This is a genomic window from Cobetia sp. 2AS (genome assembly GCF_029846355.1).
Lineage (GTDB): Bacteria > Pseudomonadota > Gammaproteobacteria > Pseudomonadales > Halomonadaceae > Cobetia > Cobetia amphilecti.
Genome location: NZ_JARWKQ010000005.1, coordinates 56,365 through 71,846, shown reverse-complemented (window position 1 = coordinate 71,846; position 15,482 = coordinate 56,365). Strand labels below are relative to the sequence as shown.

Annotated in this window: 13 protein-coding genes; 5 read left to right on the top strand and 8 right to left on the bottom strand. The window is 63.6% G+C overall.

Annotated features, from left to right (window positions below):
- Positions 1 to 5: 5 nt before the first annotated feature.
- Complete coding sequence (locus QD356_RS13605) at positions 6 to 893, top strand: SDR family oxidoreductase (protein ID WP_043331750.1); 888 nt, start codon at positions 6 to 8, stop codon at positions 891 to 893.
- A 227-nt stretch (positions 894 to 1,120) separates the two neighbouring features.
- Here QD356_RS13605 and QD356_RS13600 read toward each other — a convergent pair whose 3' ends face one another.
- The 4 genes from QD356_RS13600 to gmk form a co-directional block, all read right to left on the bottom strand.
- The gene (locus tag QD356_RS13600) at positions 1,121 to 1,510 is read right to left on the bottom strand and encodes a RidA family protein (RefSeq protein ID WP_043331752.1); all 390 of its coding nucleotides are present in this window, start codon (positions 1,508 to 1,510) and stop codon (positions 1,121 to 1,123) included.
- A gap of 260 nt (positions 1,511 to 1,770) precedes the next feature.
- Positions 1,771 to 3,936 carry a bifunctional (p)ppGpp synthetase/guanosine-3',5'-bis(diphosphate) 3'-pyrophosphohydrolase gene (locus tag QD356_RS13595; protein ID WP_192838998.1) on the bottom strand — a complete coding sequence of 722 codons (2,166 nt, stop codon included), beginning with the start codon at positions 3,934 to 3,936 and terminating at the stop codon, positions 1,771 to 1,773.
- A 112-nt stretch (positions 3,937 to 4,048) separates the two neighbouring features.
- The gene (gene rpoZ / locus QD356_RS13590) at positions 4,049 to 4,300 is read right to left on the bottom strand and encodes a DNA-directed RNA polymerase subunit omega (RefSeq protein ID WP_043331755.1); all 252 of its coding nucleotides are present in this window, start codon (positions 4,298 to 4,300) and stop codon (positions 4,049 to 4,051) included.
- Positions 4,301 to 4,685: 385 nt separating this feature from the next.
- Entirely contained in the window at positions 4,686 to 5,342 is a 657-nt protein-coding gene (gene gmk, locus QD356_RS13585) for a guanylate kinase (protein ID WP_052384319.1), read from the bottom strand.
- Between the two features lie 583 nt (positions 5,343 to 5,925).
- Between gmk and QD356_RS13580 the strand changes: the two genes are divergently transcribed.
- Entirely contained in the window at positions 5,926 to 7,113 is a 1,188-nt protein-coding gene (locus QD356_RS13580) for an MFS transporter (RefSeq protein WP_153636713.1), read from the top strand.
- 136 nt (positions 7,114 to 7,249) lie between these two features.
- Here QD356_RS13580 and QD356_RS13575 read toward each other — a convergent pair whose 3' ends face one another.
- Positions 7,250 to 8,287, bottom strand: a complete 1,038-nt coding sequence (locus tag QD356_RS13575) for a GlxA family transcriptional regulator (protein ID WP_192838997.1) — start codon at positions 8,285 to 8,287, stop codon at positions 7,250 to 7,252.
- Between the two features lie 265 nt (positions 8,288 to 8,552).
- On the opposite strand from QD356_RS13575, the gene QD356_RS13570 reads away from it, so the two are divergent.
- Positions 8,553 to 10,208 (top strand): BCCT family transporter, encoded by a 1,656-nt coding sequence (locus QD356_RS13570; RefSeq protein WP_192838996.1) that lies wholly within the window; start codon positions 8,553 to 8,555, stop codon positions 10,206 to 10,208.
- 253 nt (positions 10,209 to 10,461) lie between these two features.
- Complete coding sequence (locus QD356_RS13565; RefSeq protein ID WP_054556342.1) at positions 10,462 to 12,042, top strand: BCCT family transporter; 1,581 nt, start codon at positions 10,462 to 10,464, stop codon at positions 12,040 to 12,042.
- A 93-nt stretch (positions 12,043 to 12,135) separates the two neighbouring features.
- On the opposite strand, the gene QD356_RS13560 is transcribed toward QD356_RS13565, so the two are convergent.
- From QD356_RS13560 to QD356_RS13550, 3 genes are all read right to left on the bottom strand, one after another.
- Positions 12,136 to 12,564 (bottom strand): organic hydroperoxide resistance protein, encoded by a 429-nt coding sequence (locus QD356_RS13560; protein WP_054556341.1) that lies wholly within the window; start codon positions 12,562 to 12,564, stop codon positions 12,136 to 12,138.
- 99 nt (positions 12,565 to 12,663) lie between these two features.
- The gene (locus QD356_RS13555) at positions 12,664 to 13,521 is read right to left on the bottom strand and encodes a DUF3883 domain-containing protein (RefSeq protein ID WP_199852280.1); all 858 of its coding nucleotides are present in this window, start codon (positions 13,519 to 13,521) and stop codon (positions 12,664 to 12,666) included.
- A gap of 24 nt (positions 13,522 to 13,545) precedes the next feature.
- Positions 13,546 to 14,409, bottom strand: coding sequence for a YicC/YloC family endoribonuclease (locus QD356_RS13550; RefSeq protein ID WP_192838995.1), 864 nt, complete (start codon positions 14,407 to 14,409; stop codon positions 13,546 to 13,548).
- 194 nt (positions 14,410 to 14,603) lie between these two features.
- On the opposite strand from QD356_RS13550, the gene rph reads away from it, so the two are divergent.
- Positions 14,604 to 15,350, top strand: a complete 747-nt coding sequence (rph, locus tag QD356_RS13545) for a ribonuclease PH (RefSeq protein WP_043331764.1) — start codon at positions 14,604 to 14,606, stop codon at positions 15,348 to 15,350.
- Positions 15,351 to 15,482: the final 132 nt, after the last annotated feature.

Below are 15,482 nucleotides of genomic sequence, written 5' to 3'. Positions count from 1 at the left end.
CAAAGGTGAAGAAGACGAGTCTCATCCTCGGTTGTGGCGACGTTGGCAGCGCGCTGGCGCGCGAACTGCTCAAGGCCGGTCAGCACGTCATTGGTGTCAGGCGCGATGTGTCCAAGCTTGCGGATCTCGGCATCGAGACGCTGGCATTGGACATCACTGCCGAAGGTGCACTGGCCAGCTTGCCAGATGCCGACACGGTGGTACATGTGCTGAGCGCCGACCGTTTCGACGAAGAGGCCTATCGCGCCGCTTACGTCGACGGCATTCGGGCGCTGGTGACGGAGCTCGAGTCGCGCGCCAAACCGCCGACCCGCGTGCTGTTCGTGTCCTCGACCTCGGTCTACGCCCAGAAGGATGGCGAGGAAGTCGACGAGCAGTCGCCCACCGATGCCACCAGCTTCTCGGGCCAGTTGATGCGCGAAGGCGAGCAGGCACTGCTCGATTCCTCGCTCAACGGCACCGTGGTGCGCTTCTCCGGCATCTACGGGCCGGGCCGCGACATGCTGATTCGCCAGGCGCGTGATGGTCGCATCGCCGCCAGCAACCCGCCACTCTACTCCAACCGCATCCACCGTGACGACTGCGCGGGCGTGCTGGCGCACCTGATCGCGCTTAGCCTCGAGGGCAAGCCGGTCGAGCCGATCTATCTGGCCACCGACTGCGATGGCGCACCGCTGCACGAAGTGATGGCCTGGTTGGCGCGTCAGCTCAAGGTCGAGTCCACCGAGGTGATCCAGTCACCGCTGCGGCGGCGTTCCAGCAAGCGCTGCGGCAATGCCCTGTTGCTCGAGAGCGGCTACACCTTCCGTTACCCGACCTTCCGCGAAGGCTATGCCGAGGTGCTCAAGGAGCACGGCGTGACGGTGCCGAAGAGCGAATTGTCGGGCCGCTGATCACTGCCGCTTTCACTTATCCACATGCGGTTGTGCCTCGAGTCGTTTGACCGGGTGTGGATAAGTTGCTCGCCGAGACTGGCTGACGAGCGGCCAGTTATTGAGTGACGCAGTGCCCAGATGAAGCGCCAACTGACAGTGCCCGCCCCGGAATCCCGGGGCGGGCACTGTCGTCTCTGCGTCAGCCACTTCTCGCGGGTGACCTGCCATCGTCAGTGAGCGGGTGCTCAGTCACCGATGACCATCACGCCTTCGGCTTCGAAGGCCACGCCCTTGGGCAGCGCCTTGACGCCGACCGCGGCACGCGCCGGGAAGGGCGCGGTGAAGAACTCTTCCATCACCGCGTTGACGCGCGCGAAGTCGTCCAGATCGGTCAGGTAGAGGTTGAGCTTGACGATGTCGCCCAGGCTGCCGGCGGCTTCTTCGCACACGGCATTCAGGTTGGTGAAGACCTGACGCGCCTGTGCCTCGATACCGCCTTCGACGACTTCCATCGTCTGCGGGTCCAGCGGAATCTGGCCGGACAGATAGACGGTGTTGCCCGCCTTGATCGCCTGGGAATACGGACCGATGGCAGCAGGGGCCTTGTCGGTGTTGATGATCGCGCGATTGCTCATGACATGCTCCTTGTGACTGCGCTCAAGCCTTGCCGGTTGCGAGTGTTGTGCGGTGGCGGCCTTCAGCAGCGGGTTACGATTGTGGTTATAGGGTCTCGCCGTCCACGGCGAGTTCGGTCGCGGTCAGGTCCTGCACTGCAGTCGGTCTTGGCCGCGACACGGGTGTTCAGAAGAACGTGTCCGATGGCCGCTCTGCGGCAGCCTTGAAAACAAAAACCGCGCCGCCCGCCAGTGGCGGACGACGCGGCCAGTACGGTAGATCAGCTGAGGACGCGGGTGATTCGCTCCACGTGCAACAGGTTGCGCATGCGCTTGATGATGCGCGCCAGATGAATGCGATCACGCACGGCCAGCGTCAGATTGACGATGGCCAGATGGGCGTCGCGTTCCTCGATGCCGATGCGCTCGATATTGGCTTCGGCATCGGTGACCAGCTCGGCCAGCTCGGCGATCAGGCCGCGCTGGGTCTGTGCCTCGATACGCAGCGCCACCGTGAAGTCGCCTTCGACCTGATCGGCCCAGGTCAGCGGGAAGACGCGTTCCGGGTCGCTGGCCAGTTCGGTGATGTTGCTGCATTCCTGACGATGGACCACCAGCCCCTTGCCGGCTGACAGATGGCCCATGATCGGCTCGCCGGGCAGCGGGTGACAGCAGCGCGCATAGCTGGTGACCATGCTGTTGCCACCGCTGACCTGCATCGGGCTGTTGCCGCTGTTCTCCGCCTGGACGTTGCCGTCCTTGGCCGAGAACTTGGGCTGCTGCGCCGTGGCGCTGGTCGTGTCGCTCAGAAGGCTCTGGGCCACGCTGTAGGCGGCGCGGGTGCCGAGCCCGATGGACTCGAGCAGGTCATCACGCCCGCCTTCCAGCTCCAGCTCCGCGGCCAGCGTATCGAGACGCCTGGGCGGCAGTTGCTCGAGGGAAGAGTCCAGCCCGGAGAGCGCCTTGTTGAGCAGACGCTGACCCAGGGTCACGGATTCGCTGCGCTGCTGATGCTTGAGGTAATGGCGCACGGCAGAGCGCGCCTTGGCCGTGGTGACGAAGTTGAGCCACGCCAGATTGGGCTTGGCGCCCGGCGCGGTGATGACTTCGACGGTCTGGCCACTCTCCAGCGGCGAGGATAGCGGTGCCAGATGACGATCGATGCGGCAGGCGATACAGCTGTTGCCGACATCGGTGTGCACCGCATAGGCAAAATCGACCGCCGTCGCGCCCCGCGGCAATTCCATGATGTCGCCCTTGGGGGTGAACACGTAGGTATCGTCGGGGAAGAGGTCGTTCTTGACGTGCTCGATGAACTCGAGCGAGTTGCCGGCATGGCGCTGCATCTCGAGCAGACCCCGCACCCATTCGCGGGCACGCGCATGGCTGCCGGCGCCGATGGGGCGGTCGGTCTGGCCGGCCTTGTACAGCCAGTGCGCCGCGATGCCGTTGTTGGCCATCGCTTCCATCTCGCGGGTACGGATCTGTACCTCGATGGGCATGCCGTTCATGCCGAACAGCGTGGTGTGCAGACTCTGGTAGCCGTTGGCCTTGGGGATCGCGATGTAATCCTTGAAGCGACCCGGCACCGGCTTGTAGAGATTGTGCACCACGCCGAGGATGCGATAGCAGCTGTCCACGTCATCGGTGATGATGCGGAAGCCGAACACGTCCATCAATTCATTGAAGGGCTTCTGCTGGTCACGCATCTTGCGATAGATGGACAGCAGATGCTTCTGACGACCGATCACCGAGCCGGGCAGCTGATCGCGCTCCAGCGCGTTCTGCAGACTGGCCTGGATCTCGCGCATCAGGGTACGACGATTGCCACGCGCGGCGGTGACGGCACGCTTGATGCGTTCGGAACGCATCGGGTGCAGCGCCTGGAAGGAAAGGTCTTCCAGCTCGACGCGAATGGTGTTGATACCAAGACGGTTGGCGACGCGGGCGTAGATCTCGAGCGTCTCACGGGCGATGCGACGCTTCTTCTCGGGGCGCAGGGCACCGAGGGTACGCATGTTGTGGAGACGGTCGGCCAGCTTGACGATGATGACGCGGATGTCCTGGGACATCGCCAGCACCATCTTCTGGAAGTTCTCGGCCTGGGCGACGGCCTTGTCCTCGAAGGTGATCTGGGTCAGCTTCGAGACGCCATCCACCAGCAGGGCGACGGGTTCGCCGAACTGGCCTGCCAGTGCCTCGAAGGTCACGCTGGTGTCTTCGATGACATCGTGCAGCATGGCGGCCATCAGGCTCTGATGGTCCATGTGCATGTTGGCGAGAATGTTCGCCACCGCCAGCGGGTGGGTCACATAGGGCTCACCGGAACGCCGGCGCTGGCCATCATGGGCCTGCTCGGCGTAATAGAAGGCGCGCCTAACCTGACGGATCTCTTCCTCGGGAAGATAACCGCCCAGGCGGTCTGCCAGGTCATCGATCGTGAACATTCAGCGGCCTTGGCTCAGAGTGATTCCGGGCCCGCACCCCGTGCTCCGGCCGCGAGGGCGGGAGTGGCAGAGGTGCGGAAGCACACATGCAGTCGGCAGGTTGAGCGTGGGCTCAGTCTTCGATCTGCGGCATTACCGGCTTGCGCTGGATCGGAGCTTCGACCGGCTCGTTCAGGATGTCACGACCGACCAGACCGGCCGCCACTTCGCGCAGGGCGAGGACGGTGGGCTTGTCGTTTTCCCACGGCAGTTGAGCGTTGCGGCTGCCGCGTGACAGCTGACGGGCACGACGAGTGGAGATCATCACCAGCTGGAAGCGGTTGTCGACGTTCTCGAGGCAATCTTCTACGGTTACGCGAGCCATGGCGGTGCACCTATCAATAGCGGGATATTCGGGGTTCGCTGTCGGCGTGTAATCAGCGCAGAGTGCCGCGACCGCTAGGGGTCACTTACCCTGATCATCTGACAGTATCTCGCACACGACGCAAGCACAATGCCGCTGAGCCGGCCCGCCAGGGGCGAGACGGCTCAGCGGCCAATGATTCTGAAAGGGAATCGAGTCTACTCGACGCCGTTGTTGCATGACAAGTCAGGCGCGATCAACTCCTTCGCCTGGCGCGTCTGTCGGCGGCGTACGCGACCACAGCGCGCATGATCAGGACGAAAGCCGGCAAGTCCTGCCCGACTGTCAGGCTGACCGAACGGCTGACTGAGGGTCTGACCGAGCAGCCGGATTCCCGCCGCCGTCATCAGTCGGCCAGCAGGGAATCGAGCAGTGCCGCGTGGCGATGCTGCACGCGCGGCAGACGCGCACGCTGGGCATTGACGAGTCCGCACAGCTCGTCGAGGGCCTGCTCGAAGTCATCATTGATGACGATCAGGTCGTATTCGTCGTAGTGGGACATCTCGCTGACCGCATCGCGCATGCGACGCGCGATCACGTCCTCACCATCAGTACCGCGGCCGGACAGACGCTCGAGCAGCGCTTCACGCGATGGCGGCAGGATGAAGATGGAGACGGCTTCCGGCACCTGGGCGCGCACTTGCTGGGCGCCTTGCCAATCGATCTCGAGGATGACGTCCTCGCCCTTGCTCAGGCGAGCTTCGACCGCCGGACGCGAGGTGCCATAGAAGTTGTCGAAGACCTGGGCGTGCTCGAAGAAGTCGCCCTGCTCGATCATGGTCTTGAAGTGATCGACATCCACGAAGTGGTAGTTGACGGCATCCTGCTCGCCCGGGCGCTGGCCACGGGTGGTGTGCGAGACGGACACGCCGATACCGTCCATGCGCTCCAGCAGTGCCTTGACCAGGGTGGTCTTGCCGGCGCCGGACGGCGCGGAAATGATGTAGAGCGTGCCACGTGCGTTGCTGGCCGCCGAGGAAGATGCTGAAGAAGTCGAAGACATGGAAGTGATCCGCTTGCTGTCGCTGAATCGCGGCATTATCGCATAATCCACCCCGCTTCCGCTGCACGCGCGCATGACAGTCCCATGATGCAATGTTGCAGCTCGGGCATCACAGTTGTCGTCGCGAAGTGGCTGGGTTGGCGTGGCGTTATCTGCAACAATGGTCGTATATTTCAGTTATCACTCAAGCGTCGGCCAGTTCTCGCGTCAGCAAGTTCTCGCGCCGGCCTGGGGTCTTGAAGGGACACACGGTTTGCCGCCGCCTCGCCACGCTGGCCTGAGCTTGCGCACTCCCGTGATTCCCCTCGCGCCCTGCCAGACGCGTACATAAGTCGATAGAGCAGCGCCAGACGTGCCGCAGGCCTCCGCCAGAGAGGCCGCGCACGAGCGCATCACCCGTTACCTGTCCCGCGCGCCATTCATTCCCGCCTTCCGGCTGATGATGAATGGCGCGTGGTCTTTTGCCCTGCGTAGCGCCAGCCATGCGCGGGCAATGTCAGCCGTGGCCTGCCCCTGACAGCGGCGCCACGGCTGAGTACGGCCACGGGTGATACCCCCTTTTCAAGTTTCAGGAGACCCGGACATGTCTGCCTCCCCCGTTGCGCGCCATCCGCGCATCGCCGAATTGGCGCTGGCGCTCGGTGCCTTTGCCATCGGCACTACCGAATTCGTGATCATGGGCCTGATGCCCAACATCGCGGCGGACTTCAATGTGTCCTCGCAACAGGTCGGCTACGCCATCAGTGCCTATGCGATGGGCGTGGTGGTCGGTGCGCCCCTGATCTCGGCGCTGGGCGCACGCCTGCCGCGTCGCGGGCTGTTGATCGGCCTGATGCTGCTGTTCGCGGTCAGCAACGTGGCCAGCCTGCTGGCACCGTCGCTGACCAGCTTTGCCGCGCTGCGCTTCATCGCCGGCCTGCCGCATGGTGTCTATCTGGGCGTCGCGGCCCTGGTGGCGGCGGATGCTGCTCCCGCCGGCGAGCGCGGGCGGGCCGTCGGCCGCGTGATGATGGGCCTGACGGTGGCGATTCTGATCGGGGCGCCAGCGGCGACCTGGTTCGGCAGCCTGTTCGGTTGGCATTCCGCCTTCCTCGTCGTCGGCCTGCTGGCACTGGCCACGGCGCTGCTGGTGCGCGGCTTCGTGCCCTATCAGGCCGGCAATCAGGATGCGACTCCGCTCACCGAGCTGGCCGCGCTGATCAAGCCGCGGGTGCTCTATACCCTCGGCATCGCCTGCATCGGTTTCGGTGGCATGTTCAGTGTCTACAGCTATGCGGTGGAGACGCTCAACGTCCAGGCCGGGCTGTCCCAGAATCTGGTGCCGATGGTGCTGGCCGTCTTCGGGGTGGGCACCATCATCGGCAACCTGATCGGTAGCCGTGCCGCGGACATCGACCTGATGCGCACCATCCCTGCCGTGCTGATCTGGAGCGCGCTGGTGCAGGGCGGCTTCTACTTCGCCGCCGATGGTGTCTGGAGCGGCATCCTGTTCGTCGGGCTGGTCGGCACCGGCATCGGGCTGGCACCGGCGCTGCAGATGCGCCTGATGGATGTGGCGGAAGACGCCCAGACCATGGCGGCGACGCTCAATCATGCGGCCTTCAACATCGCCAATGCGCTGGGCGCCTGGTGTGGCGGCATGGCCTTCGCCTATGGCCCGTCGCATTCCTCCATCGGCCTGGTCGGGGTGGCGATGGCCATCGCGGGCTTGATCGTCTTCCTGCTCGGTCAGCGTCATGAGCGCCGCGAGCTGCAGACGGCTTCTGCCTGATGTGAGCCTGAAGCGAGGCAAGAAAGCCCCGTGAGCACAAGCTCAACGAAAGAACGCCGCCCTTCGGGGCGGCGTCTTGCGTTTCAGTGGCGGAAAGTCTGTGGAGCGGCGCCGGCACGTCAGCGACAGGGCACCGTCAGCGCTGCTGACGCGCTCGCGTCGGCGACATGCCGAAGTAATCGCGGAAGCAGTGGCTGAAGTGGGTGGTGCTGACGAAGCCACAGGCCACGGTGACCTCGGTGATGCTGGCGTTGCCCTGTGTCAGCAGCTGGCGTGCCCGGGTCAGGCGCAGCTCCAGATAGTAGCGCGAGGGCGTGGTATCCAGATGGCGGGTGAACAGGCGCTCGATCTGGCGGCGTGACAGCGTCACGCAGTGCGAGATCTCGCTCATGCTCAAAGGCTCCTCGAGGTTGCTGCTCATCAGCTCGAGGATGGTGCGCAGTGCCTCCGGGTGCTGGCTGTCCGGCGCGGGCAGCGTCTGGTCCGGATGCCAGGGGCTGGGCGTCGCGGGGCGCTCGCAGGCGAGGATTTCCTCGACACTGCGCGCCAGGTCATCGCCGTGACGCTGGCGCATGGCTTCCAGCATCATGTTCAGCGCGCTGCCGGCATTGGTGCAGCTGAAGCGCGCCGCTTCCACCGCCAGCGGGGCACGCGATAGCTCCAGCTGGGGGAATGACTCGCTGAACAGCGCCGCATTCTCGGGATGGATGGTGCAGCGATGGCCCGCCATCACCCCGGCGGCCGCCAGAAAGTAGCTGCCATTCCACAGGCTGCCGAGGCGACAGCCCTGGTGGTCGGCTCGCCGCAAGACCTCGCTCAGCAAGGGAATCTCGTCCAGCTGCACCCGGTAGCCGCCGCACACGATGATCATGTCGATCTGCGCCTGCCCCAGCGACTCGAGCCCGGCGCTGGCCATGATGTCGATGCCCAGATCACTGCGCACGCTGCCCGCCGTCACCCCGAAGGTGTGAATGCGATAGAAGGGGATATCGCGGAGCAGATTGGCCGTGACCAGCACATCGAGGGCGCTGGTGAAGGCGGGCATCGAGAAATGCTGCAGGAGAATGAAGGCGACATTGAGCGGTGCGCTCTGGGCACAGGTCACGTCCTTGAGCAGATGCTGGTTGCGACGCTTCATCGCGGGGGTGAAGTCGCGGCGACGGGGCGAGGTCATGGCTTGCGTTCGTTGCAGGGGCCGCGAGCGGCAGTGGATCGAAGGCGACCGGCAGGGCCGTCACCGTGTGACTCCATCCTCGCAGCTGCGCGCTCCCGCGGCGAGCCTCTCGCTGACGGTTACGGGGTGGCAGGCATGTAATGAGGCTGTTGGCTTGATGATACGTCGCGTTACATAGGTGTAAAAACAATCACTTGTGTCATATTCGGCGCTTTCTCGCCTGTTAGACTGCCCCGTCACTCAGATCATGCCCCGAGGCTGACTAATGACGGATACCACCCGGACTGGCTTGTCCGGCTCCGCAACCCAAGCAGCTCCCCTTTCCGATCACGCCGCATCTGTTGCTGATCACACCGCATCCTCTTCTGATAAAGCAGCTTCACTTCCTGATTCCGAACTCAGCGCGCTCAACAGCTCCCGCAGTCTGGATTGGCCGGTCTTCCTCCTCAGTGGAGGCGTGATGGCGCTGTTCGTCGCCGCCGCGCTCATCGACCTGGACGGCGTGTCGGCCCTGATCAATCATGCCTTCGACTTCTCGACCACCTACTTCGGTGCCTATTGGCAGGGCTTGATGATCGTGACCTTCCTCGTCGCCGTCGGCATGACCTTCGGGCGCACGGGGCGCGTGGTACTGGGCGGGTTGGCGACGTCTGACATCTCCACACCGCGCTGGATGGCGACCATTCTGTGCACCCTGCTGGCCGGTGGTGGCGTGTTCTGGGCCGCTGCAGAGCCCATCGCGCACTTCGCCTCGCCGCCGCCCGTCTTCGGGCCGGATGCGCCGGTCGGCAATCTCGATGCGGCCTACAATGCGCTGGCGCAGAGCTTCATGCACTGGGGCTTTCTTGGCTGGGCGGTGCTGGGCAGCCTGACGGGTGTCGTCTTCATGCACCTGCACTATGAGAAGGGCTTGCCGCTCAAGCCGCGCACCTTGCTCTATCCGCTGCTCGGAGAACGCGTGATGCGTGGGCCGATCGGCGCGCTGGTCGATGCCTGCTGCGTACTGGCCGTCATCGCGGGCACCGTGGGGCCGGTCGGGTTCCTCGGCATCCAGGTCAGTTATGGTCTCAATGCGCTGTTCGGCATTCCCGATACCTACGCGACGCAACTGGTACTGCTGGCCATCCTGACCCTCGTCTACACCCTGTCCGCCGTCAGTGGCGTGATGCGTGGCATCCAGTTCCTGAGCAGTGCCAACGTGCTGATCGGCGGCGCGATGCTGTTCTTCATCGTGCTCTTCGGGCCGACCGAATTCCTGCTCAAGGCCTTCCCGCTGGGCATGGTCGACTACCTGGACAATATCGTGCCGATGGCGGTCTTCCGCGGCGACAGCGGCTGGCTGGATAGCTGGACGCTGTTCTTCTGGGGCTGGTTCATCGGCTTCGGTCCGCTGATGGCGATGCTGGTTGCGCGTATCTCGCGGGGGCGCACTCTGCGTCAGATGGTGCTGCTGATCACCATCCTGTCGCCGCTCGCGACCTGTGTCTGGTTCACCATTCTCGGCGGCAGCGGCCTGGCCTTCGAGCTGGAAAACCCGGGCAGCGTCTCGGGCCCGTTCAGCGGCTTCAATCTGTCGGCGGCCTTGATCGCCATCACCCAGCAGCTGCCGTTCGGCTTCATCATGTCGGTGCTGTTCCTGATTCTGTCGGCGCTGTTCGTGGCCACGACCGGGGATTCGATGACCTACGCCATCTCGATGGTGATGAGTGGGCACGACAACCCGCCACGCAGCGTGCGTGTGTTCTGGAGCCTCATCATGGGGGTCGTGGCGGCGATCCTGATCTCGATGGGCAATGGCGGCATCAATGCGCTGCAATCCTTCATCGTGGTGACCGCGGTGCCTGTCTCGCTGGTGCTGTTGCCCAGTCTGTGGAATGCGCCGCGTATCGCGCGGCAGATGGCGCGTGAGCAAGGGCTGTAACTGGCTGAGTGAAAAAGGCCGCCCACTCGGGCGGCCTTTTCATGTCGTCATGCACGGATCAGTCTGGCATGGCCCGAAGAGGGCAGCCGAGGGAGGTCATGAGTTGTTATCACCGATGCCCGGATGTAAAACGGCTGTAGGCTTGGTGATACGTCGCGTTACATAGGTGTAAAAACAACGGCTTGTGTCATAGTTCAGCGTTTTACGGCTGATACACTGCACCGTCACTCAGATCATGCCCAGAGGCTGACTAATGACGGATTCTTCCCGGACTGTTTCGTCCGGCTCCGCCACACCGGTAAATCCCCCCGCTGAACCCGCCCACACCCCGCAAGGTATCGACTGGCCCGTCTTCATCATCAGTGGTGGCGTATTGGCACTGTTCGCCATCGCCGCACTGGTGGATCTCGACGCTGTCTCCGCGCTCATCCAGAGTGCCTTCGGTGTCTCGACCCAATACTTCGGTGCCTACTGGCAAGCGCTGATGCTGGCGACCTTCGTCATCGCCATCGTGCTGACCATCGGCCGTACCGGACGGGTGCGCATGGGCGGGCTGGCGGCGCCGGATATCTCGACGCTGCGCTGGATGGCCATCATCCTGTGCACGTTGCTGGCGGGTGGTGGTGTCTTCTGGGCAGCGGCAGAGCCGATCGCTCACTTCACCTCGCCGCCGCCGGTGTTCGGCGCGGACGCCCCGACAGGCAATGCCGATGCCGCCTACAACGCGCTGGCGCAGAGCTTCATGCACTGGGGCTTTCTGGCCTGGGCGATGCTCGGCAGCCTGACCGGCATCATCTTCATGTACCTGCACTATGAGAAGGGCCTGCCGCTCAAGCCGCGCACGCTGCTCTATCCGCTGTTCGGCGACCGCGTCATGCGTGGCCCCATCGGTGCGTTGGTCGATGCCTGCTGCGTGCTGGCAGTGGTGGCCGGTACCGTCGGCCCCATCGGCTTCCTCGGTCTGCAGGTCAGCTATGGCCTCAATGCGCTGTTCGGCATTCCCGATACCTACGCGACCCAGCTCACGCTGCTGCTCGTGCTGACCGTCATCTACACCCTGTCCGCCGTCAGCGGCGTGACCCGTGGCATCCAGTTCCTGAGCAGCACCAACGTCCTGCTCGGCGGCGCGCTGCTGCTGTTCATCCTGATCATGGGCCCGACCGGCTTCCTGCTCGAAGCCTTCCCGCAGGGCCTGGTGCGCTACGTCGGTGACTTCGTCGCCATGTCTTCCTTCCGGGGTGACGATGGTTGGCTGAATGGCTGGACGCTGTTCTTCTGGGGCTGGTTCATCGGCTATGGTCCGCTGATGGCGATGTTCGTGGCGCGTATCTCGCGTGGCCGCACCCTGCGTCAGATGGTGCTGCTGATCGCGGTCATCTCGCCGCTGGTCACCTGCCTGTGGTTCACCATCATCGGTGGCAGCGGCCTGGCCTTCGAGCTGAGCAACCCGGGCAGCGTCTCCGGTCCGTTCACCGGCTTCAATCTGCCGGCAGCGCTGATCGCCATCACCCAGCAACTGCCGTTCGGCTTCACCATCTCGGTGCTGTTCCTGGTGCTGACCACGCTGTTCGTCGCCACCACCGGTGACTCGATGACCTATGCAGTCTCGATGGTGATGAGCGGCCACGACAATCCGCCGCGCGGCGTGCGCGTGTTCTGGAGCCTGATGATGGGCGTGGTCGCGGCGCTGCTGATCTCGATGGGCGATGGCGGCATCAACGCGCTGCAATCCTTCATCGTCGTCACCGCCGTGCCGGTGTCGCTGATTCTGCTGCCCAGCCTGTGGAACGCTCCGCTGATTGCCCGCCGCATGGCGCGCGAGCAGGGCGTCTGATCGACTCCGTTCGAAAGCCATGAGCGTGTCGCACCATCAAGAACGCCGCCCCGAGGGGCGGCGTTTTCGTGTCTGGCGATCAGTCGTCAGCCATCAGACGCTGACGTTCAGCGTCACATCGATGTTGCCACGCGTCGCGTTGGAGTACGGGCACACCTGGTGCGCCTTCTCGACCAGCGCATCCGCCTCGGCCTTGTCCATGCCCGGCAGGCTGATATCCAGCGCCACCTCGATACCGAAACCGGCCGGAATCTGGCCGATGCCCACCTTGCCGGTGATCTCCAGGCCTTCCGGCAGCGTCACGCCGTCAGTGCTGGCCACGTGCTTCATGGCACCGATGAAGCAGGCAGAGTAACCCGCCGCGAACAGCTGCTCCGGGTTGGTACCTTCACCGCCACCACCGCCCAGCTCCTTCGGCGTGCTCAGGGTGACATCCAGCGCCCCATCGGAAGAACGCGACTTGCCCTCACGCCCCCCAGTGGTAGTGGCTTCTGCACGGTACAGCACTTGTTCGATAGACATGCCTGACTCCTTGAGCGGAAAAGCCCTCAGCCGAGGGATGGAAACAAGATTGTGGCTGTGGGGCTGAGTTTCAATTGCTAGGACACGGGAGCCAGCCATTCACAGTAGATGTGCGCGATAGCTTTGCGGATTGAGCGTCAATTGCGGGTAAAGATCCCCCCTCAAGCAGTACATGTTGGGTTGGGTTAAGAAGCTAAAGATGCGGAAAAGATGGTAGTGCTCAGGATTGGCTTGCGAGCATTTGAGTTCATTTGGCGTGATGAAAAAAGCGCACTCTTTGGCGAATGCCGTCGTCTTCACCTCGATCCAGCGCTCTCGTCCATCCGCATCAAAAGACAGGACGTCATAGCCCAATCCATCGCCCTGGGTTTCCGCCACATGCTCGACCTTCTCGGCCAGCGATGTGTGGCCTTCTTTTCTGAGGCGCATCTTTTCAAAGGCCACCACAAAGCGCTCGCCAGCACTCCCTAGAGCATGGTTGCGGGCTTCTCGCGCCAAGTAGTCGCGCTTAACCGGCGTGGGCGTCGCGTAACGCTGTTTGGCTTCCTGCACGCTGGTCTGAGGTGTTTTAGACTCCGGCGGTGTGACAATAATGGAAGTATCTTTTGGGGCCGGCGCATCAATGACTGGCCGGTCTGCTGCATTGCGTGCTGCCTGATCGAATAGCTCAGTACGAAGTAGGTGGCGCTCAACAACATCGACCAGCATGCCCTGATAATTGCTCATCGGCTTGTAGCCATTGATATAGGGGCAGTCAGCATCTCGTAGTACGGCACTGATGTTTTGATGCTTAAATTCGATAGAAGCCTTTGAGCGATTATTTAATTTCTCGGCAAGCTCACGATTGTGGTCTGTTTTCACGTAATGCTGGCCACACAGTTCTGCAACCAGCATCTTCTTGTACGTTTCGACAATCGCTGTGACTTCTTCACCACTCCATGGTTCGGGTCTGCTCATCCGGCTAACTCCTTTGGCGGGATATCACTCGATATTCTGAATCTGCTCACGCATCTGTTCGATCAGCACCTTGAGCTCGACGGCGCAGCGGGTGGTGTCGGCGACGACGGATTTGGAGGAGAGGGTGTTGGCTTCGCGGTTGAGTTCCTGCATCAGGAAGTCGAGGCGGCGGCCGATGGGGCCTTTCTGGGTGAGCTGACGACGGACTTCGCCGACGTGGGTGTCGAGGCGGTCGAGCTCTTCGTCGACATCGGCCTTCTGGGCCATCAGAGTCAGTTCGGCTTCCAGGCGTTGCGGATCGAGGGTGGCACGGACTTCTTCGAGGCGGGCGAGCAGGTTCTCGCGCTGACGGGCGAGGATGTCTGGCATCAGGCGGCGGACTTCGGCGACGTGGGTGTCGACGCCATCGAGGCGTGCGCTGATCAGCTCGGCGAGGCGTTCGCCTTCGCGGGCGCGGCCTTCGATGTGCTCGTCCAGCGCGCGCTTGAAGAGGTTGAGGGCATCGGCCTTGATACGCTCCTGATCGGCGCCTTCGCGTACCAGTACGCCGGGGTAGTCGAGCAGGGCGAGGCGTGAGGGCTGCGGGGCGTCCGGGCAGTGCTGACCGACTTCGGCGAGCACGCGACTGAGTTCGCCCAGGCGTCTGGCATCGACGGCGAGGCTGTCGGCACCGGCTTCGGCGTCAAAGCGCAGCGAGAGTTCGACCTTGCCGCGATTGAGGCGTTTGCGCAGGCCTTCGCGGAAGGTGCTTTCGAGTTCGCGCAGGCTGTCGGGCAGGCGGAAGTGCGGTTCGAGATAGCGCTGATTGACCGAGCGCAGCTCCAGCGTCAGGGTGCCGTAGTCGGCTTCATGGGTCTGGCGGCTGAAGGCGGTCATGCTGTGGACCATGACGTGCTCCTTGTCGGTTGGCTGTCAGAAGAGGGCGGCGTATGAGCGACCGCGCTGATAGCCTGAAGTGTACGCGTGCCGCTCTTGAGCGCCCAGTGATCAGGGGCCGGTCTGGCCCGTGTGGCGCGAAGGTCGTCGCCCGTGGCTGCGGCGTGTAGACTCTGGCCTCCCGAATACTGCAACAAGGAATCCCCATGAGCGAAGCCAACGTGACCCGTCCCAGTGGCCGTACCCCGGAGCAGCCGCGCGAGATCCGCCTGACCCGTGAGTTCACTCGTCACGCCGAGGGTTCGGTGCTGGTGGAGTTCGGGGAGACCCGCGTGCTGTGCACCGCCTCTGTCGTGGCGGGCGTGCCGCGCTGGCTGCGCGGTTCCGGCAAGGGCTGGCTGACCGCCGAGTACGGCATGCTGCCGCGTGCGACCCATACCCGTAATGATCGTGAAGCGGCGCGTGGCAAGCAGGGTGGCCGCACGGTGGAGATCCAGCGTCTGATCGGCCGTGCGCTGCGCGCCGCGGTGGACCTGAAAAAGCTGGGCGAATACACCATCACCATCGATTGCGATGTGCTGCAGGCTGATGGCGGCACGCGTACCGCGGCTATCACCGGTGGCTGTGTGGCGCTGGTCGACGCGCTGCAGGGCCTGCAGCGTGAGCGCAAGATCAAGACCGACCCGCTGGTGAGCCTGGTCAGTGCCGTGTCCGTCGGCATCTACAAGGGCGTGCCGGTCACCGATCTCGACTATCCGGAAGACAGCAAGGCCGATACCGACATGAATGTCGTGATGGCCGAAGGCAAGGGGCTGATCGAGGTACAGGGCACCGCAGAAGGCGCGGCCTTCGATCGCGCCGAGCTCAATGCCCTGCTGGATCTCGCCGAGCGTACCGGTGAGCAGTTGTTCGCCGCGCAGCGCGCCGCACTCGGCATGCCGGCCGACGCCTGAGTTCTGCGGCCCAGCGCTGTGCCATCAGAGCCATGTCATGAGGGCGATGTCATGAGCGCTTGAGGCCAGACAGAAAACGCCCCCACCGCTTGCGCGATGGGGGCGTTTTCGTCAGTGCCCGAAGGCACATCA

Coding starts and splice junctions, on each gene's coding strand:
- rpoZ (WP_043331755.1), bottom strand. CDS start 4,300: ATGGCTCGCGTAACCGTAGAAGATTGCCTCGAGAACGTCGACAACCGC.
- QD356_RS13580 (WP_153636713.1), top strand. CDS start 5,926: ATGTCTGCCTCCCCCGTTGCGCGCCATCCGCGCATCGCCGAATTGGCG.
- rph (WP_043331764.1), top strand. CDS start 14,604: ATGAGCGAAGCCAACGTGACCCGTCCCAGTGGCCGTACCCCGGAGCAG.
- QD356_RS13565 (WP_054556342.1), top strand. CDS start 10,462: ATGACGGATTCTTCCCGGACTGTTTCGTCCGGCTCCGCCACACCGGTA.
- gmk (WP_052384319.1), bottom strand. CDS start 5,342: ATGTCTTCGACTTCTTCAGCATCTTCCTCGGCGGCCAGCAACGCACGT.
- QD356_RS13595 (WP_192838998.1), bottom strand. CDS start 3,936: ATGTTCACGATCGATGACCTGGCAGACCGCCTGGGCGGTTATCTTCCC.
- QD356_RS13600 (WP_043331752.1), bottom strand. CDS start 1,510: ATGAGCAATCGCGCGATCATCAACACCGACAAGGCCCCTGCTGCCATC.
- QD356_RS13570 (WP_192838996.1), top strand. CDS start 8,553: ATGACGGATACCACCCGGACTGGCTTGTCCGGCTCCGCAACCCAAGCA.
- QD356_RS13555 (WP_199852280.1), bottom strand. CDS start 13,521: ATGAGCAGACCCGAACCATGGAGTGGTGAAGAAGTCACAGCGATTGTC.
- QD356_RS13550 (WP_192838995.1), bottom strand. CDS start 14,409: ATGGTCCACAGCATGACCGCCTTCAGCCGCCAGACCCATGAAGCCGAC.
- QD356_RS13560 (WP_054556341.1), bottom strand. CDS start 12,564: ATGTCTATCGAACAAGTGCTGTACCGTGCAGAAGCCACTACCACTGGG.
- QD356_RS13575 (WP_192838997.1), bottom strand. CDS start 8,287: ATGACCTCGCCCCGTCGCCGCGACTTCACCCCCGCGATGAAGCGTCGC.